Origin of the sequence: Pseudoxanthomonas sp. SL93 (assembly GCF_026625825.1) — a bacterium.
In the GTDB taxonomy this organism is placed as follows: Bacteria; Pseudomonadota; Gammaproteobacteria; order Xanthomonadales; family Xanthomonadaceae; genus Pseudoxanthomonas_A.
The window spans coordinates 2,236,011-2,255,214 of record NZ_CP113065.1; the positions used below are offsets into that span (position 1 = coordinate 2,236,011).

The window sequence follows — 19,204 nt, forward strand, 5'->3', positions numbered from 1 at the left end:
CTTCCTCCCGAGAAGCATCGTGCGGAACCGGCGTCAGGCCGCCGGCGGTTGTTTGATGGACGGGGCTGCATCCCCATCGCAGCGACCCGATTGCGCGTTGATCCAGGCGCGGATCAGCGCCACGCCTTCGCGATGGACAACCGAACGCCCCACTTCCGGCATCATCACCGACGGGTCCGTGCTGTCCATGCGGAAATCGAAGATGGACGCCCCGGCATCACCGGGTACGATGTCGTAGCGCCGGTTGCCGGTGCCCTTGCCCGCCGCGATGGGTTGCTTGCAGAAGCCAAGCTTCAGGCGGTCCTGCGTACCGGAATCGAGCCACAGGCCGGACGTGATCGCGGGGCCGGTGGCGCTATGGCAATGGCCGCAGTTGACGTCCAGGTAGGCGCGCGCGCGTTGCTCAAGGCTGGCGTGTCCTGCATCGGCCGCATCCACGCTGCGTGGCGCTTGCGACAATGGCGGCGCGCCGGCCAGGTAGCCGATGCGGGCCAGGTGCTCGAGCTGGTTCGCGCGGCCGGCGGCATAGTCGAAATCGCGATTGAGGTTGCGCGCCTTCGGGCCGATCGGCAGCAGCTTGCGGGACTTGTTGTCGGTGATGTGGCAGCCACCGCACTGGTTCTGGTCAGGCACCTGGTAGCTGGCGGTCTCGCGCTCACCTGCGGCATCCACCAGTTCCAGCGTGGCCAGGTCCCCGGCCCGCTTCAGCGTGGCCTCGGTCTGCGACGCGTTCCAGACATACGGCAGCGCCACCCAACCTTCCGCGCGATGCACCAGCAGTCGCGTTTCGATCAGCCGCACGGTGGACAGGTCCAGTGATTCACCTTGCAGCGACGATTGCGCCGGCGGCGTGCGGGCGACCGACCGGCCATCCCACGTTTCTCCTGGCGGCAGCGGGTAATAGAACGTCTTGCTGAGGATGGTGCCGACAGGAAAGTCGAAGCTGTGCTCAGGCTGGTAGGAGGCCGCGGTGCCGGCCGGCATCCACACCGTGCGCAGCTTGTGCGCGTAGTCGCTGAACAACGGCGTGTTGAGATCGTAGGGCACCACGCCATCGTTCAGGCGCAGCCTGCCGTCTTCCACGCGCAGCAGCTGCCACTCGCCCAACGTGGCGGGCTGCCCTTCGCTGATGAACCGCACGTCGCGGGAACCACACCCTGCCAACGCCAGTGCCAGCCATCCGGCGAACCACGCACGCGATATCCAGCGCCACATGCCCGGCCTCAGCCTCGCTTCAGATCGACGGCGGGCAGGCGCGGCAACGCGCAATCGTACGGCTTCATATCCTTGCCCGGGTTCTTGTAGCCGCCCGGTCCGTCGGCGTTGATGACGCCGTTGACATCGCGCAGGCAGATCTGTGGGCCGGTTGGCTTGCCGCCCACCACGCGGTCCTTGTTGTAGTAGCCATCCCACAGCACATCGGGGAAGTTCCCGCGCAGGCCGTACATCGCCACCTTCAATGCTTTCAGGTCGAAGCCGTCGGGCGAATCGCCGCCGCCGGACAGCGTGTTGCCGTGGATGTGGATGCGCTCCGGGTACGGATCGAAGTTCGGCGATGCGCTGCTGTCCTTGTAGCCGGTGGAATACACGCTGGAGACGATGATGTTGGCGGTGGCGTTGTCGCGGATCTCGTTGCCGAAGATCTCGATGTCGTCGTTGGAGTTGATGACGATGCCCGACCCCGCCGGCACGCTGGCCACCGGCGTGCCCTTGGCACCGAAGTTGGCGTGGTTGTTGGCGATCACCTTGTTGTCGTAGACGCGGATGTTTCCGCCCTGCTGCGACAGGCCCGGCATGTTGAAGACCAGGATGCCGCCGGTGTTGCCGGTGGCGACGTTGTCGTAGACATCGGCATTGATGGTGTTCTCCACCTCGATGCCGGCCACGTTCTGCTCGGCGCGGCTGCGCCGCACGATGACGCCGTCGGACTGGCCCACGTAGATGCCCGCATCCGATGCACCGATGGCGACGGTGTCCTCGATCAGCACGTTCTTCGTCAGCACCGGGTAGATGCCGTACGCGCCGTTCCTGGTGCTGGGCCCGCCGGTCCACTGCACCTTCACGCCGCGCACGGTGATGTTGGACGACTCGCTGATCTTCAGGCCGTCGCCCTTCGAGTCCTCGATGGTGAGGTTCTCGATGGTGAAGTTGTCGCCGTTGACCAGCAGTCCTTCCGCTCCCGCCTTCTGTCCCTTGAAACTCAGCACCGTCTTGTCCATGCCGGCGCCGCGGAGGGTCACGCCGTCGGCGCGCAGGGTCAGGCTGCGGTCGAAACTGTGCCGGCCCGCGGGGATCTCGATGACATCGCCGGGCTTCGCATCCAGCAGGCGTTCCTGGAACGAGGCCGCGAAGCCCGCTTCCCCTGCCGGAACCGCGGCGGACTCCGGTGCCGTCGGCTTGCACCCCGGGGCGGCCACGCCCAGCGCGGCCACGACCGCAAAGGCAACAATGCTGCGCTGCATGAATCCCTCTCCCCATACGCCTGCGAATACAGCGTGCAGTCTCGTGCGCTGCTGCGCTTTACGCGGAGGGCAGGAGCGGCATACTAAGGGGGGCAAAGCGGACAAGCTGGAGGGCTTCGATGCGTTGGAAACCTGGCACGGAAGGGGGCCAACGCCTGTCGGTCGCCAACCTTCCCACCAACATGCTGTGCGGCCTGGTGCTGCTGGCCGGCGAACTGGGGGTGAATTGCGAGGGCTGGTTCGCCGGCATGCGCCTGAACGTGCAGGAGATCCACGACCCGCTGGTGCGCGTGTCGTACCGCCAGGCCAGCGAGGTGATCCGCCGCGCCCTGCCCACCCTGCCGGTCGAGGGCGTGGGACTGGCGATGGGCGGCAAGCAGAACGGGGGCAACTTCGGCCTGCTCGGGCTCGCCATGAAAACCGCGCCCACGTTCGGTGACGCCGTGCAGATCGGCCTGGAGTACCAGCGTAACCTCGGGCCGCTGATGGACCTGTCGCTGGACGAACGCCACGACGGCGCCATCGCCGTCATCGCCACCGCGCCGGACGAGGCCTCGGACCTGCTGCCGTTCCTGTGCGAGGAAATGTTCTCCAGCGTCCTGATGCTCGCCCGCGAGCTGGCCGGCCCTGATTTCAATCCGCTGCGCCTGGACCTGGGTTACGCGCCACCGGCCTATTCGGCACGGTATGAGGAACTGTTCCACTGCGAAGTCCGCTTCAACCAGCCGCAGCATGCGATGACGGTGGATCGCCGCTGGCTGGAGCTGCCGTTCTCCAGCTACAACCCGGTCACGTCCCGCCAGGCGCTGGCGCTGTGCCGCGCGCAGCTGGCCGCCATGTCGTTGCGCGGGGAAACCACGGCGGCGGTGGAGCGACAGTTGCGCCCGCGCCTGCCAGGCAATCCTCAGATGACCGAGATCGCCGCCGCGCTGCACCTCAGCGAGCGCACGCTGCGCCGCCAGCTGTCCGAAGAGGAGACCAGTTTCAGCGCCGTGCATGACCGCATCCGCACCGAGCGTGCGCTGGACCTGCTGCAGGACCCGGACCTCACCATCGCGTGGATCGGCAGCCAGATCGGTTTCAACGACGTGCGCGAGTTCCGTCGCGCCTTCAAGCGCTGGACCGGCCACACACCCAGCGAAGCCCGCGCGCGGATCGCCTGAGCGTCGGGCTCAGTCCAGCACCATCACCGCATCGACTTCGAACGCCGCGCCCTTAGGCAGGCCGGACACCTCGATGGTGGAGCGCGCGGGATACGGCGCCGCGAAGTATTCCTGCATCACCGCATTGACCGCCGCGAACTGCGACAGATCGGTCAGGTAAAGGCCCAGCCGCACGATCCGGTCGAGCGAGCCGCCCGCGGCTTCCGCCACCGCCTTGAGATTGTCGAACGCACGACGGGCCTGCACGGCGATGTCGCCTTCCACCAGGCTGCCCGTCACCGGATCCAGAGGGATCTGCCCGGAGAAGTACACGGTGTTGCCTGCGCGCACGGCCTGCGAGTACGGACCGATCGCGGCCGGAGCCTGGTCGGTGTGGATGATTTGATAAGTCATAGTAGGCAGGATGTCGGATGTCGGATGTCGGATGTCGGATGTCGGATGTCGGATGTCGGATGTCGGATGTCGGATGTCGGAATCAGGGTAGAAAGCTCAGCACTCAATCGGCACTAAAAGGTGAAACAGAGGAACAGGTCACTTTCCAGAAGCGACAAGAACTCCAAACCTGCACGTTCATGAGTTTACTTCTACAGAGCAATCGGAGGGAAGAATACAGTCCGTTCGGGCGACTATCGCTCGACTAGATAAGGGACCTAGTATGAGTTTGCCGAACATGAGGACGATTTTTTTGCTGCTCGTGATGATCGCAGGCTGCCTCATGACTTCTGACTCGATGGCGGCCAGTTGCTCCGGTAGCGCTGATGTGTCCACTTTTCCAGGAGGATACTTGGTAAAAAGAACGTGCGGCGGCTACCAAACAGCTGGATTTGGCACATCTTTAGATGATGCTCACGCCAACCTGCAAAGCTTCGCAAACCTGATAGATCAGGGAGCGCGGTGCAATTTTTACTCCATCGACGCGGACCCGGGGACTTACAGAGCGAATTTTACATGCCGCCTTCAGAATGCTGACGGAACTTGGGGTGGCAACCGATCAGTTGGCGGAATGGGATACACGGCCTCGGGGGCAGCAGGAAATCTACTTGCATTCGCTCAACTTTTTAGAGCATCTGAAGGTTACGCGTGCCGCTCTCCACAAGTAGTCATATTTCCTGGAGGATTTGTTTCGTCCTTTTCTTGCGGATACCCCAACACTTCAGGGGATCTGGGCCGCAGCTCAACCATTAGCGGTGTAGGATCCAATACAACAGATGCAGCAAGCGTAACCGTTGGCTTCGCTGAGCTCGGCGCCTCTATCGATCGCGAATGTTGGGCAAATCAGAACTCCGTTCAAGTTGTCGGCTCCAACTTTAAGGTGACGATGAACTGCAACGGAACCAACCCGGGCACGTTCGTGGGTTTGGGTTCCACAGCGACGGCAGCAGGAAACAACGCTCTCCTTCAGGCTCAGTTTCCGTAAACCTATCCAGGCATGACTGGCAATCAAATTCACGCCCACTAGAGAAGCCCGACGTACGCTTGTCACGTCGGGCTTTAATCTCTGTCATTCGCGAGAGAATACCCGGCATTTCGTATGTCTTGGTCGAATCGGATGCGAGAGAAACACTCTAGTGAGTGGAACTGATAGCTCAAGCGAATGCCCAACGGCATTTAACTCACTGCCGCCTGACGCCATGCACCACGTTCAGGCGCCGCAGACGGCGCATCACTTCCGCCAGGTGGTTGCGGTCGCGCACCTGGATGGAGAAACGCAGCACCGCGACATTGATGTCGCGCTCCAGGTATTCGACGCGTTCGATGTTGGACTGGCTCTTGGCCACCGCGGCGGCGACCTGCGCCAGCACGCCGGGACGGTTCTCCACGTCGATGAGCAGCGATGCGTCGTAGTCGCCGCTGACACTGGCATCCCAGGCGATCGGCACCCAGCGCTCGGGCGACTTACGGAACTCGGTGACGTTGGGGCAGTCCAGCCGGTGCACCACGATGCCCTTGCCGGCCGTGTGGTACCCCATGATCTCGTCGCCGGGAATCGGCTGGCAGCAGTTGGCGAAGCTGACCACGCCACGCTCGGTGCCCTTGATGAGGATCTTTTCCTGCGAATGGCGCGAATGGCCGCCGCTGCGCAGTTCGGCGAACGCGGTCAGCGCCTGCGCCGCCTGCGCCGGCATCCAGTTGCCCAGCGCCACGTCGGCCAGGAACGCCTCCAGGCGCGGATAACGGTGTTCGGCCAGGAACGCATCCAGCCGCTGCTGCGGCAGGCGTTCCAGCGAGCTGTCCAGGTCTTCCAGCGCACGGTCCAGCATGCGATGGCCCAGTTGCACGGCGTCCTCGTGCTCCAGCTGTTTCAGCTGATGGCGGATCGCGGTGCGCGCCTTGCTGGTGACCACGAACTCGAGCCACTGCGGCTTGGGCAATGCGGACTTCGCGGTGATGATCTCCACGCTCTGGCCACTGCTGAGCTTGGTGCGCAGCGGCACCAGCTTCTTGTCCACGCGCGAGGCCACCGCCTGGTTGCCCACGTCGGTGTGCACCGCGTACGCGAAATCGAGCGCGGTGGAATTGCGCGGCAGCGAAAGGATCTTGCCCTTCGGCGTGAACAGGTAGACCTCGTCCGGGAACAGGTCGACCTTGACGTTTTCCAGGAACTCCAGCGAAGAGCCGGCCGCACGCTGGTTGTCGATCAGCTCGACGATCCAGGCATGCGCGCGGTTCTGCGCGCTGTTCGGCGAATCGGTGCCGTACTTGTAGGTCCAGTGCGCGGCGATGCCGCGCTCGGCGATCAGGTCCATCTCGGTGGTGCGGATCTGCACCTCGATGGGCGAACCATACGGGCCGAAAAGCACGGTGTGCAGCGACTGGTAGCCGTTGGCCTTGGGGATGGCGATGAAATCGCGGAAACGCCCGTCCAGCGGCTTGTACTGCGCATGCACGGCGCCCAGTGCGTGGTAGCAGGCCGGCACCGAGTCGACCACCACGCGGAAGCCGAACACGTCCATGACGCGATCGAAGCTCTTACCTTCGCCCCGCATCTTGTTGTAGATGCTCCACGGCGTCTTGATGCGGCTGACCAGGCGGTGCTCGATGCCCTCCTTGGCCAGTCGCTGCGACAGGTGCGCCTCGATCTGCGCCATCGATTCGCGGCGAACCACGGGCTGGCTGCGGATGTGCTTGTCGATGACTGCATGCCGCCACGGGTGCAGTGCGCGGAAGCCCAGGTCCTGCAGCTCGGACTTCACCAGGTTCATGCCCAGCCGCTGCGCGATGGGCGCATAGATCTCCAGCGTCTCGCGGGCGATGCGCTGGCGCGCTTCGGCGCTCTGCGCGCCCAGCGTGCGCATGTTGTGCAGGCGATCGGCCAGCTTGATCATGATCACGCGCAGGTCGCGCGACATGGCCAGCAGCATCTTGCGGAAGCTTTCCGCCGCCGCTTCCTGGCGGTCGCGGAACTTCAGCTTGTCCAGCTTGGTGACGCCTTCGACCAGTTCGGCGACCGACTCGCCGAACTCCGCGGCGATCTCGGCGCCGGTCAGCGGCGTGTCTTCGATGGTGTCGTGCAGGATGGCCGCCATCAGCGTTTCGGCATCCATGCCCAGTTCGGCCAGCACGCCGGCCACCGCCACCGGATGGGTGATGTAGGGCTCACCCGACTTCCGCGTCTGGCCCGCATGCGCGGCGGCACCGACTTCCCAGGCGCGGCGCAGCAGGGGCAGCTGTTCCTTCGGCAGGTAGCGCGCGGTCTTCTCGAACTGCGCGACGTAGTCCGGCACCGTTTCGTCGCGCGACGAGGCGGGGCTGCGGAGTGCCTTGGCGGTGCGGCCTGGGTTCATGCCGCCAGCCTATGCCAGTCACGCGGGAACGGCAAACCTCCGGAACGCGAAAAGCCCGCTTGCGCGGGCTTTCCGTGATCGTCCGTTTCGATGGAAACGTCAGTCGACGCCGATGCTCAGTCGTCGCCCTTGGACAGATCGTCGTCGGCGACCACTTCCGCGGCGGCCCATTCCAGCGCTTCGCGCTCGGCGCGCTCGCGTTCAGCCTTCTCGACGCGGTCGATCAGGTCGTTGTCGATGCGGCGGGCGGCGATTTCACGCAGCGCCAGCACGGTCGGCTTGTCCTGCGACTCGCTGTTGTCGATGGTCGGCTCGACGCCGTTCGCCAGCTGGCGGGCGCGCTTGGCTGCCATCGTGACCAGGTCGAAACGGTTATCGACGACTTCCAGGCAATCTTCAACGGTGATGCGGGCCATGCGGGCTCCCGGCGACCTGGTGGCCGCCCAGTGAATGGGGAAAGGGGCGGCGATTGTAGGCAGCCGGGGACGCCAATGCAAGCCTTTTCTTTAGAATCAATGAGTTGGCGCAGGCCTGGCAGTCGAAAGAGACCTTCAGGCCTCGGCGCGAGCACGCCGAGCATGATCCAGGGCGGCCCGGTTGCCGCTTTCCCGGATCATTCCGCCAGCAAGGCTGCGATCAGGTCCGCATGGCGCACGTCCTGGGCTTCGCGGCGCAGGCGGCTGGCAGTGAAGATGGCATGCATCTGGGCCACGGCGTCGTCGAACACGTCGTTGACGATGACGTAGTCGAACTCGCCGTAGTGCGACATCTCCTCGCGGGCGGCCGCCAGCCGGCGCTGGATGACCTCCTCGCTGTCCTGGCCGCGGGCGCGCATGCGCTGCTCCAGCGCGTCGCGCGACGGCGGCAGGATGAACACGCTGACCGCATCCGGCACCTTCTGGCGCACCTGGCGGGCGCCCTGCCAGTCGATCTCCAGCAGGACGTCCTTGCCGGCTTCCAGCTGCGGCTCGACCGACTGGCGCGCGGTGCCCTTCCAGTCGCCATGCACTTCGGCGTACTCGAAGAAGTCGCCGGCACGGATCATCGCCTTGAACTCGTCGGCGCTGATGAAGTGGTAGTGCTGCGCATGGCGTTCGCCGGGGCGTGCCGCGCGCGACGTGAACGAGATGGACAGCGCGATGTCGGCATCGCGCGCCAGCACGGCGTTGACGATGCTGCTCTTGCCCGCGCCGGAGGGCGCGGCGACGATGTAGAGCGTCCCCCGCTGCGCCGGATCGGCGATTCGTGATGCGTGATCCGTGGTAGCTGAATCGCGTTCGTTGAAAGTCTGCTGGGTCATCATTGCGCTCTAGTAGCGGTGCCGCCTGCCATTCCGTAACGGCTGGGAAGCCGCTCTTTCGAATCACCCATCACGAATTTCCAGTCACGGTTATTCGATGTTCTGCGCCTGTTCGCGGATCTGGTCGATCAGCACCTTCAGTTCCACCGCGATGTTGGTGGTGCGGATGTCGACCGACTTGGAGCCCAGCGTATTGGCTTCGCGGTTGAACTCCTGCAGCAGGAAGTCCAGCCGACGGCCCTGCGGTTCCTTCTGGGTGAACACGCGCCGGATTTCCTTGATGTGGCTGTCCAGCCGGTCCAGTTCCTCGTCCACGTCGAGTTTCTGCAGCCAGAGCACCAGCTCCTGCTCCATGCGGCCGGGATCCGCGCCCTGGGCGATGTCGGCCATGCGCAGTTCCAGTTTCTGCCGCTGGCCGGCACGGATCAGCGGGATCAGCGTGCGGGCCTCGGTCGCCAGCGCGGCGATGCCGTCCACGCGCTCCAGGATGGCCGTCGCCAGCTTGCCGCCTTCGCGCTCGCGCGCGGCGACAAACTGCGCCAGCACGGTGTCCACCAGTGCCATTGCCTCGGCCTGCAGCTTTTCCTGGTCGACGCCCTTGCCCTGCAGCACGCCGGGGAACTGCAGCAGGTCGGTCAGTTCGGTGCGCAGGTTGGGCAGGCGCGCCGACAGGTCCTGCGCCAGCTCGGACAGCTGGGCGACACGCTGGGTGTTCAACTGCAGGGCGCCCTCGCCTTCCGGCGCGCGCAGGCGCAGGGTGAAATCGAGCTTGCCGCGTGAAACGCGGGTGGCGATGCGCTCGCGCAGGGCCGGCTCCAGCACCCGCAGCTCGTCCGGCAGTCGCACGCCCATTTCCAGGAAGCGGTGGTTGACCGCGCGCAGTTCCACGCCCAGCGTGCCGCCTTCGGTGGTGCGCTCGGCGGTGGCGAAGGCCGTCATGCTGCGGATCATCGGGCGTTCCGTCGGATCAAGGGAGCGGCGCATGTTAGCAGCACCCGCCGTCCGCGCCGGCCGTCGGCAGCGGGCGGGCGGCGCCGTACTGCTAAACTCGCGCCCCCACTCACGGAGCCGCCCATGTCCTTTTCACGCCCCAGCGGCCGCCCGCCCGAGCAGATGCGCGAGGTCAGCATCCTGCGCAACTACACCCGCCATGCCGAAGGCTCGGTGCTGGTTAGCTTCGGCCATACGCGCGTGCTGTGCACCGCGACGGTGGAGAACAAGGTGCCGGGCTTCCTGCGCGGCAAGGGCGAAGGCTGGGTGACCGCCGAATACGGCATGCTGCCGCGCTCCACCCATACCCGCAGCGACCGCGAGGCATCGCGCGGCAAGCAGGGCGGCCGCACGCTGGAGATCCAGCGCCTGATCGGCCGCACGCTGCGTGCCTGCGTGGACCGTGGCGCCTTGGGCGAACGCACCATCACCCTGGACTGCGACGTGCTGCAGGCCGACGGCGGCACCCGTACCGCCGCCATCACCGGCGCCTATGTGGCGCTGGTGGACGCGGTGAACTGGCTGAAGTCGCGCAATGAGATCAAAGGCGCGCGTGACCCGATCCATGGCGCGGTGGCTGCGGTGTCGGTGGGCATCTACCGTGGCGTGCCGGTGCTGGACCTGGACTATGCCGAGGACAGCGACTGCGACACCGACATGAACCTGGTGATGAACGACGGCGGTGGCTTCATCGAGCTGCAGGGCACGGCCGAAGGCCACGCCTTCCGTCGCGACGAGCTGGACGCCCTGCTCGCGCTGGGCGAGAAAGGCATCGGTGAACTGTTCGCGGCGCAGCGCGCGGCACTGGCGGGCTGACATCCTTCCTTGTGGGAGCGACGTCAGTCGCGATGAGGCGTTACCGGTAAACCAATCGCGACTGACGTCGCTCCCACAACCGCCTCGCTCGAATGCCGATATGCCACAAACCCTCAGCCTGATCACCATCGTCGTCGACGACTATGACCGCGCCATCGCGCATTACTGCGGGGCGCTGGGTTTCGAGCTGCGCGAGGATGCCGACCACGGCGGCGGCAAGCGCTGGGTGCGCGTGGCGCCGCCCGGCAGTACGGAAACCTGCCTGCTGCTGGCACAGGCCAGCACCGACGAACAACGCGCGCGCATCGGCGACCAGACCGGCGGGCGCGTCGGTTTCTTCCTGCAGACCGACGACTTCTGGCGCGACCATGCGCGGATGACCGCGCAGGGCGTTGAATTCCTCGAAACGCCCCGCGAGGAAAGCTATGCCACCGTGGCCGTGTTCCGTGATGCCTACGGCAACCGCTGGGACCTGCTGCAACCCGCCTCCTGACCCCACCCCGGATACCCGCGTGAAGCTCGTCCTCGCCTCCTCCAATTACGGCAAGCTGGAAGAACTGCGCAGCCTGCTGGCCGACAGCGGCATCGAACTGATCGCCCAGTCCGACCTGGGCGTGGAAGACGCCGACGAAACCGGCACCACCTTCGTCGAGAACGCATTGATCAAGGCCCGCCACGCCTGCCAGATGACCGGCCTGCCGGCCCTGGCCGACGACTCGGGCATCTGCGTGGATGCGCTGAACGGCGCCCCCGGGCTGTACTCCGCGCGCTATGCGGGGGAGCACGGCAATGCCAGCCGCAACATCGACAAGCTGCTCGAAGCGTTGCGCGACGTGCCCGACGACGCGCGCAGCGCGCACTTCTACTGCGTCCTGGTGCTGCTGAACCACGCCAACGACCCCCAACCGCTGATCGTCGAAGGCGAGTGGCGCGGCCGCATCCTGCATGCGCGCCAGGGCGACGGCGGACACGGCTACGACCCGGTGTTCTTCGACCCGCAGCGCGGCCAGTCCGCCGCGGAGATACCGCTGGACGACAAGAACCGGATCAGCCACCGCGGCAAGGCGCTGGCCAGCCTGAAACAGCGCCTGCTCACTCGCGCATAGTCCATGCTGATTCCCCCGCCCCTCGCGCTGTACGTGCACCTGCCCTGGTGCGTGCGCAAATGCCCGTACTGCGATTTCAATTCGCACCAGGGCAAGGGCGCGCTGCCTTTCGACGACTACATCGACGCCCTGCTGCGCGACCTGGACCAGGACCTGCCGCTGGTGTGGGGGCGCACCGTGCGCAGCGTGTTCTTCGGCGGCGGCACGCCCAGCCTGTTCCCGCCGGAGGCCATCGACCGCTTCCTGCAGGCCGCCAGCGCGCGGCTGCGCTTTGCGCCGGGCCTGGAGATCACGCTGGAGACCAACCCCGGCACCGCCGAACACGGCCGCTTCGAGCACTACCGCGCCGCCGGCGTGAACCGCATCAGCTTCGGCATCCAGAGCTTCGACGACGAAAGCCTGAAGAAGCTCGGCCGCATCCATGACAGCCGCGAAGCCGAGCACGCGGTGAAGCTGGCGCAGGATGCCGGTTTCGACAATTTCAACCTCGACCTGATGTACGCGCTGCCGGGGCAGACGCTGGCCATGGCCGAACACGACCTGCAGCGTGCATTCGCCCTGCAGCCAACGCACGTGTCGCACTACCAGCTGACCCTGGAGCCGAACACCATCTTCTTCGCCCGGCCGCCGAAAGGCATTCCCGACGAGGACCATGCATGGGACATGCAGGAGCACTGCCAGGCGCTGCTGGCCGATGCCGGCTACGGGCACTACGAGGTCAGCGCCTACGCGCGGCCTGGCAGGCAGTGTGCGCACAATCTCAATTACTGGCGCTTCGGCGACTACCTGGGCATCGGCGCCGGTGCGCACGGCAAGATCACGCTGGGCGCAAGCCAGCAGATCCTGCGGCGCTGGAAGGTCAAGCACCCGACCAGCTACCTGGCCCAGGCCGGCACGCCGCAGGCCATCGGGGGCGACGACGACATCACCCCGGAGCGCCGCCCGTTCGAGTTCATGCTGAACGCGCTGCGCCTGCACGAAGGCTTCGCCCTGGCCGATTTCCCCGCGCGGACCGGCCTGCCACTGGAGGCGATCGCGGACCGCCTGGCGGTGGCAGGGCAGCGCGGCTGGCTGACCGTCGGCCCCACCCATGTGGTCCCGACCGCGCTGGGCCGGCGCTTTACCAACGACGTGGTCGAGCTTTTCCTGACCGCCTGATCCGGCACGGCTGCCGCAGCGCCGTCACCTGGTCGCAACCCGGCGGTTTGTAAGTTGCCCGGGGTGTGATAATGATTCGGTAACAGGGGAGCCACTGCCACCGATGCCAGCGACACGACCGCCTTTGCCTGCCGCCGCGCCGACCACCATCGCGTCGGCCCCGCTGCCTCCCCGCGTGCGCCGCGTGCTGCAGAACCTGTTCGACCACATCTCGGTCGACTTCATCGCCGCGCTCAACGGCATGCTGGTGGAATTCGAGCAGCAGCTGTTCAAGCAGGCCGAGCAGGCCCGCAACAACAACCGGCAGGCCGAGCACTTCGTCAACCTGCGCGCCCTGCAGAAGAACCGGGGCGAGCTGATCCCGCATTACATGTTCGGCCTGGAGGCCGAACTGGCCGCGCTGCGTTCGCCACGCGACGCCGCGCAGCAACAGGCGCCCGCGCGCATGGACTACCAGACGCTGACGCTGGTGGAAGACGCGGTGATGGACCAGGAAATCGTGCTGCGCGAAGTGGCCCGCCGCCACGAGACGCGCGCCAATGCGCAGATGCTGATGCTGGGCCAGCGCTTCGGCGTGCTGGCCGGCACCCCGGCCTTCGAACCGGAAACCCTGCCGCTGGGTCCCAACCGCCTGTGCCATGTGCTGAAGGACGCCGCGCTCACGCTGGAAGTGGCGCTGGACGCACAGCTCATCCTTTACCGCACCTTCGACGTGAAGGTGCTGCAGAACTACACCGAGTGGGCCGGCACGGTGAACCAGTTCCTGTCGCGGGAGGGCATCCTGCCGGGGCTGGTCTACACCCCGCGCCGCATCCGCGCCACCGATGCCATCCGCCGCAGCCCGTCCGACGAGCGCAGCAGCGGTGCACGCCCGATGACGGGGTGGCAGGGACAGGCCCCCGCTTCCAACTGGGCCACCCTGACCCCCGAGCAGTTGAACGCCGTGGCCAGCGCCATGACCGGCACCGCCCATGCACCCACCGCGCACGCGGGCGATGGTGGCATGGGCCCCGCCGGCGCGGGCGGCGGAACAGGCAGCGGCACCGCCCCTGCCACGCCAGGATCCGCCGCGGACGCGGGCACGCCTGCGGCGACGCCGGAGGACCTCGCCGGTTCGTTCGAAGTCCTGCAGAAGCTGCTGTCGATCCGGCGCGGTGGCCTGGAAGCCGATGCACGGGCGCAGGCCAGCCACGGCCCGGGCCTGGTGCCCGGCGGTGATACCGGCGGCGACGCCGCACCCTCCGGCGGCGGCAGTGCCGGCGGCGCCCCCGCAGACGGATCGGCGGCTGCGCCCGGCCAGCACGCGGCCGCCCCCATGCGGCGCCTGCTGCCCACGCCCGACGTACTGAACACCCTGCAATCCCTGCAGGCAGCGCCCTTGCCCGCACGCGCACCGGACCAGCGGCGACGCACCGTGCAGGACCTGCAGCAGCAACTGCTCGAGCGCGTGCGCGCCCAGCATGGCCCGAACGCCTCGCTGGCCAGCGCCGACTCGGACACATTCGAACTGCTCGACCTGCTGTACAACGAAATCGAACGCGAAGTGCAGCACGACGCACCGGCAGCCGACATGCTGGTGCGCCTGCAGGTGCCCGTCGTGCAGGCCGCGCTGCGCGACCGCAACTTCTTCCTGCGCGCCCAGCACCCTGCCCGCGACCTGCTGAACACCGTGGCCGAATCCGGCGCCACCTGGCTGGGCGACGAAGACGTGGACCCGCAGCTGGTACAGAAGCTGCACAGCGCCGTCGAAACCGTGGTGGAGAAGTACGAGGGCGACGAAACCGTCTTCGAAGAAGCCAACCAGGACGTGCAGAAGCACCTGCAGGCGCTGGCGCGCAAGGCCGAGCTGGCCGAGCGCCGGCACGTGGAGGCCGCGCGCGGCAAGGACCGGCTGGAGGTCGCCAAGCAGCGCGCCGCCGATACCCTGCAGGACGCGCTGCGCGAGCAGCAGCCGCAGAAGTTCGTGCAGGCGCTGCTCAACCAGGCCTGGGCCGACGTGCTCACCCTCACCCTGCTGCGCAACGGCGAGTCGTCGGGCGAATGGGCCGAGCAGCTGCAGACCACGCTGGAGATCGTCGCCGCCACCACCACCGAGAACGCGCCACCGAATCCGGAGCTGGCCGCCAAGGTGGAGAAATCGCTGGTGCAGGTCGGCTACCACGAGGACGAGGCCGCCGCCATCGCGCGCCGCCTGTCCAGCTCGGAAGACGACGAGACCACCTCGCGCACCGAACTGACCGCGCGCCTGAAGGCGCGCACCCGCCTGGGCGACAAGGCCGAGGCCAAGAAGAAGATCGTCGAGGCGCGCACGCCGCAGGAACAGGAGTGCTACGACTACCTGCGCACGCTGCCGTTCGGCACCTGGTTCGAGTTCACCCGCAACCAGCAGGGCGACGTGCAGCGCCAGCGCCTGTCGTGGTTCAGCCCGGTCACCGGCAACGCGCTGTTCGTCAACCAGCGCGGCCAGCGCGTCGGCGAACACTCGCTCGACACGCTGGCGCACCTGATGGCCAAGGGCCAGGCGCAGGTCGTCACCGAGGACCGGGGCCGCCTGATCGACCGCGCCTGGAATGCCACCCTCAACGCCCTGCGCAGCCTGACCGGCAAGCGTGGCGATACCCCCGCCGGAGACGCCGCATGATCCGTGAGTTCCGCCGCGCGCGCCGCCGCAACGTGCCCAAGCCGGTCACCGTGTTCGACCTGATGACCGAACAGGCCATCGGCCGGCTGGGCAACGTGTCCGAGTCCGGCATGCTGCTGGTCGCCACGGCGCCGGTGCAGGAGGATGCGCTGTACCAGTTGCGCTTCCACCTGCGCGACGACCGCGGGCAGGACATCCCCATCGACGTGGGCGCCCACCTGCTGTGGTCCGCGCAGGCCAACACGCCGGGGCAGTCGTTCGCCGGCCTGCGCTTCCTGACCATCGACCGCGAACCGCTGGAACTGCTGCGGCGCTGGGTCAATGCCGGGCCAGAGGCCGAATAAGGTACGGCCACGCGCCAACCCGGAGCACGGCCCGCGCGCGCCGAATACGGCAAAATGGCGGCTCTTTCGCACGAGCCACCGCCATGAACGCCCCCGCCTCCCCCAGCACCGAACTCGTCCCGCTGTACGCCGACCACCTGGCGACGATGAAGCGGCGCGCGGACGAAGCCCTGGCGCGCGGCGGCTTCGACCACCTGGTGGTGCCCAGCGGCACGCAGCACTGGCAGGTATTCGATGACCGCGACTACCCGTACGCGGTCAACCCGCAGTTCAAGGCCTGGCTGCCGCTGACACGCGTGCCGTACAGCTGGCTGGTATACACGCCGGGCCAACGGCCGAAGGTGATCTTCTATCAGCCGTTCGATTACTGGCACGTGGTGCCGGACGCACCCAGCGGCTGGTGGGTGGACCACTTCGACATCCACATCATCCGCAAGCCCGATGAAGCCCTCGCCCTGCTGCCACCCGCCGCGCGCAGCGCCATCCTGGGCGAGCCGCAGAGCGCGCTGGGTGCCCACACGCCGAACAATCCCGAGCCGGTCATCCAGTACCTGGAGTACCAGCGCTCCTACAAGACGCCGTACGAGATCACCCTGATGCGGCAGGCGCAGCGCCTGGCCGTGCGCGGCCACCGCGCGGCCGAAGCCGCATTCCGCGCCGGCCAGAGCGAGTTCGGCATCCACATGGCCTACTGCGCCGCCGTCGGGCAGGACGCCAACGAACTGCCGTACAACAACATCATCGGCTTGAACGAACACGCCGCCGTGCTGCACTACACCGAGCTGCAGCGCACCGCACCGGATCCGCTGCGCAGCTTGCTGATCGACGCCGGCGCCAGCTTCCACGGCTACGCCAGCGACATCACCCGCACCTACGCCTACGACACCGGCAGCGAGTTCCAGGCGATGATCGATGCGGTGGATGCCGCGCAGCAGGCGATGTGCGCCGGCGTGCGCGGCGGCGTGGATTACAGGCAGCTGCACGTGGATGCGCACCTCACCCTGATGGGCATCCTGAAGGACTTCGGCGTGATCACGGTGTCGCCGGAGGCCGCTGTCGCCAGCGGCGTCAGCGCGGCCTTCTTCCCGCATGGCCTGGGCCATCCCATCGGCCTGCAGGTGCACGACGTGGCGGGCTTCGCGGCCAGCGACCGCGGCGGCCGCATCGAGCGCCCCGCCGGCCACCCCTACCTGCGCATGACCCGCGTGCTGGAACCGGGCATGGTGGTGACCATCGAGCCGGGCCTGTACTTCATCGACCTGCTGCTGGACGAGGTGAAGAAGAACGGCCACGCCGCCAGCGTGGACTGGGCGCGCGTGGATGCATTCCGCCCGTATGGCGGCATCCGGATCGAGGACGAAGTGCGGTGCACCACCGGCGATGCCGACAACCTGACACGCCCGGCCTTCGCCGAAGCGGGTTGAACCGGCCCCCGTCTCGCCTCAGCGTGACGGCACCAGGGTGTAGCTGCCGTCGTCATAGCTGATGGGCAGCAAGGCGTAGGCGCGTCGTCCGTCTTCCGGCAGCGGGTAAGGCTTCATGCGCACGCTGCGCGCCTGTGCCTCCAGGCCCCGCGCAGCGGCCGGCGTGGGCAGGCCTTCGATCATCGTCACCACCTCGCCACGCCCGCCCTGCGGATTGGCGCGATACAGGAAGAAGGCGAACGATGGTCCCAGGGGGATGCGGGCATCGGGCGCGATGAACTTCTCGCGCTGGTTCTCGGCGGCGATCTCGAGCTGCGTCGTGCCCCACACCGCCTTGCTGCCATGCCCGTCCAGCTGCGTGAACAGCATGCGGTCCAGCTCGGTGCCACGCGCCTTGCGCAGTTCGTCGAACCAGTCGCGTCCCACCGCTTCCTGGTCGCCTCCCTTGGGCATGGCCTTGTAGCAGCGGCTGACCAGATAGGCGTGGTAGGCCGTGTTGCGGTACGGCGCATCGGCGGTGTTGCGATGGGGCTGGGTACCGCGCGTACGGTTTTCCATTTCGCGGTCCAGCACCACCCATGCCTGCGCCCACTGCATGGCGGGCTTGGCGTTGCCGGCGGCCAGTTCCAGTTCGGCCAGCGATGCCAGTGCGATCAGTGGGCAGCGCGCGGACGCCACGCATTTCTCCAGCCAGAAGCGCGCGGTTTCCACGTCGCGCTCCACACGCCGCGCGGGGTGGTCCATGCCATGCCGGTACAGCACGCCCAGATAGAACGCGGAATAGCCGTCGCCGGCCTGCGCATGCGTGACCAGCTGCTGCATGGCGGCATCGCGTCCGGCCGCGGGCGCCTCGCGATCCAGCAATGTTTCCAGTACTTCCGGCGGCGTTTCGGGCGGCGCCACGGGCTCGCTTCCGTAGGCCGCCGCCATCCACACGGCCCCGGCCGCGATGCACCCCCTGACGACGTTCCGCATGTCCGTGAATCCCCTTCCGTTGGTGACCAGACGCTAGCCTGCGAGCGCGCTGCCGGCAAGCTGCCCTGCGGCATTCCGGTCGTGGCGGTTTGACGGGGGAAGGGGGCGATTACAGAATCGGGTAGGCCCGGGGTTCGGGCCAAAACACGTCAGGTGTCATGCCAATCCCCGCGATCGCTTCAGGAAAGCAATTGCAATTGGTGGGTGCATCACTGACTGCAATCATGACCTCAGGCAACGACGTTCGCCTGTGTCTTGTTGGCGCTGACATCCACTACGACAGCCACTTTGAGTCGCACGAGGCAGCGCTGATCATCTCTGGCGCCCGCTCTACGGACCCTGTCTCCTTGCCCTCGGAGATAGTTGAGGTCTCGATTCTTGTCTCGGGTGTGGGCAGCTGGGCCGTGTTTGTTTCCTTACCCTTCTCCGTAAGCGGTGCCTGCCAAGTGGAGGTTTCACTTCGGTCAGGCGATCGTGTTTTCGTCACCGGCGCTTCTTGCCATGTTGAGCTCGGCGAAGGTACTTGTCACAGCTACTCGTCGGGGCCGCACCATGGCACCTGACAACTCACTAACGCCGAGGCCGCTTCGCGGCTCGGCCTCACCCAGGCGTCAGGCGCTATGACACGCTTACATCAGCTCTGCATCGCGGTCCTCATGGCGACCCTGCTCGGTTGCACGCCATCCATTTCCCGCGATCAATCCAAGCGCCTGATCGCGGCGAGTGCCGTCCTTCTCGCGCACCCCGAGGGAGACATTCCTGAATCCCGCTGGCCTGAGGTTGTGGCCCACCTCAAACCAAAGCGCGTTTACCGCAATCATCAAGGCGTCTACATCTGCACATACGAGTTCTTTGTTGAGCAGCAGGGTGTTTTCATCCTTGACCCGGCATCAACGTTCATACCAGGTCGCAACGGAGATCCCAGCTATGATGTCGTCGCCGCAGGCGTCTTCATCTACCGTAGCGCTGGTTAGAGGCGCGCCGGGCGACTCATTCAAGCCACGGCGGCTTGGCGGCCAGACCTGATGCATGCGTTCGGC

Annotated in this window: 17 protein-coding genes; 9 read left to right on the forward strand and 8 right to left on the reverse strand. The window is 66.6% G+C overall.

The features are described 5' to 3' along the window. Nucleotides 1-33: 33 nt before the first annotated feature. Both OVA13_RS10585 and OVA13_RS10590 read right to left on the reverse strand, forming a co-directional pair. A complete protein-coding gene (locus tag OVA13_RS10585) occupies nt 34-1,215 on the reverse strand; it encodes an SO2930 family diheme c-type cytochrome (RefSeq protein WP_267790447.1) in 1,182 nt (393 codons plus the stop codon). A gap of 8 nt (nt 1,216-1,223) precedes the next feature. Next, complete coding sequence (locus tag OVA13_RS10590; protein ID WP_267790448.1) at nt 1,224-2,462, reverse strand: parallel beta-helix domain-containing protein; 1,239 nt, start codon at nt 2,460-2,462, stop codon at nt 1,224-1,226. 119 nt (nt 2,463-2,581) lie between these two features. Here OVA13_RS10590 and OVA13_RS10595 point away from each other — a divergent pair, with 119 nt between their 5' ends. After that, complete coding sequence (locus tag OVA13_RS10595; RefSeq protein ID WP_267790449.1) at nt 2,582-3,625, forward strand: AraC family transcriptional regulator; 1,044 nt, start codon at nt 2,582-2,584, stop codon at nt 3,623-3,625. A 9-nt stretch (nt 3,626-3,634) separates the two neighbouring features. Here OVA13_RS10595 and OVA13_RS10600 read toward each other — a convergent pair whose 3' ends face one another. The 5 genes from OVA13_RS10600 to OVA13_RS10620 form a co-directional block, all read right to left on the reverse strand. Continuing rightward, nucleotides 3,635-4,018, reverse strand: coding sequence for a RidA family protein (locus OVA13_RS10600; RefSeq protein ID WP_267790450.1), 384 nt, complete (start codon nt 4,016-4,018; stop codon nt 3,635-3,637). A gap of 1,220 nt (nt 4,019-5,238) precedes the next feature. Beyond that, on the reverse strand, nt 5,239-7,410 hold the full coding sequence (locus OVA13_RS10605; RefSeq protein WP_267790451.1) for a RelA/SpoT family protein: 2,172 nt from the start codon (nt 7,408-7,410) through the stop codon (nt 5,239-5,241). 116 nt (nt 7,411-7,526) lie between these two features. Continuing rightward, the gene (gene rpoZ, locus OVA13_RS10610; protein WP_267790452.1) at nt 7,527-7,826 is read right to left on the reverse strand and encodes a DNA-directed RNA polymerase subunit omega; all 300 of its coding nucleotides are present in this window, start codon (nt 7,824-7,826) and stop codon (nt 7,527-7,529) included. A gap of 197 nt (nt 7,827-8,023) precedes the next feature. After that, entirely contained in the window at nt 8,024-8,710 is a 687-nt protein-coding gene (gene gmk / locus OVA13_RS10615) for a guanylate kinase (protein WP_267790453.1), read from the reverse strand. 90 nt (nt 8,711-8,800) lie between these two features. Then, a complete protein-coding gene (locus OVA13_RS10620) occupies nt 8,801-9,661 on the reverse strand; it encodes a YicC/YloC family endoribonuclease (protein ID WP_267793509.1) in 861 nt (286 codons plus the stop codon). Nucleotides 9,662-9,784: 123 nt separating this feature from the next. Between OVA13_RS10620 and rph the strand changes: the two genes are divergently transcribed. The 7 genes from rph to pepQ all read left to right on the forward strand — a co-directional run bounded on the left by rph (nt 9,785) and on the right by pepQ (nt 17,189). Beyond that, complete coding sequence (rph, locus tag OVA13_RS10625) at nt 9,785-10,516, forward strand: ribonuclease PH (RefSeq protein WP_267790454.1); 732 nt, start codon at nt 9,785-9,787, stop codon at nt 10,514-10,516. Nucleotides 10,517-10,616: 100 nt separating this feature from the next. Then, nucleotides 10,617-11,009 carry a VOC family protein gene (locus tag OVA13_RS10630; protein WP_267790455.1) on the forward strand — a complete coding sequence of 131 codons (393 nt, stop codon included), beginning with the start codon at nt 10,617-10,619 and terminating at the stop codon, nt 11,007-11,009. A gap of 19 nt (nt 11,010-11,028) precedes the next feature. Further along, entirely contained in the window at nt 11,029-11,622 is a 594-nt protein-coding gene (gene rdgB, locus OVA13_RS10635; RefSeq protein WP_267790456.1) for an RdgB/HAM1 family non-canonical purine NTP pyrophosphatase, read from the forward strand. A 3-nt stretch (nt 11,623-11,625) separates the two neighbouring features. After that, nucleotides 11,626-12,780 (forward strand): radical SAM family heme chaperone HemW, encoded by a 1,155-nt coding sequence (hemW, locus tag OVA13_RS10640; RefSeq protein WP_267790457.1) that lies wholly within the window; start codon nt 11,626-11,628, stop codon nt 12,778-12,780. Nucleotides 12,781-12,883: 103 nt separating this feature from the next. Further along, a complete protein-coding gene (locus tag OVA13_RS10645) occupies nt 12,884-15,421 on the forward strand; it encodes a DUF1631 domain-containing protein (RefSeq protein WP_267790458.1) in 2,538 nt (845 codons plus the stop codon). Then, nucleotides 15,418-15,765, forward strand: a complete 348-nt coding sequence (locus OVA13_RS10650; protein WP_267790459.1) for a PilZ domain-containing protein — start codon at nt 15,418-15,420, stop codon at nt 15,763-15,765. Before OVA13_RS10645 ends, OVA13_RS10650 begins: the two co-directional genes overlap by 4 nt. Before the next feature lie 83 nt (nt 15,766-15,848). Then, complete coding sequence (gene pepQ, locus OVA13_RS10655) at nt 15,849-17,189, forward strand: Xaa-Pro dipeptidase (protein ID WP_267790460.1); 1,341 nt, start codon at nt 15,849-15,851, stop codon at nt 17,187-17,189. A gap of 18 nt (nt 17,190-17,207) precedes the next feature. On the opposite strand, the gene OVA13_RS10660 is transcribed toward pepQ, so the two are convergent. Further along, on the reverse strand, nt 17,208-18,164 hold the full coding sequence (locus OVA13_RS10660; RefSeq protein ID WP_267790461.1) for a hypothetical protein: 957 nt from the start codon (nt 18,162-18,164) through the stop codon (nt 17,208-17,210). 656 nt (nt 18,165-18,820) lie between these two features. Between OVA13_RS10660 and OVA13_RS10665 the strand changes: the two genes are divergently transcribed. After that, the gene (locus OVA13_RS10665; RefSeq protein WP_267790462.1) at nt 18,821-19,138 is read left to right on the forward strand and encodes a hypothetical protein; all 318 of its coding nucleotides are present in this window, start codon (nt 18,821-18,823) and stop codon (nt 19,136-19,138) included. Nucleotides 19,139-19,204: the final 66 nt, after the last annotated feature.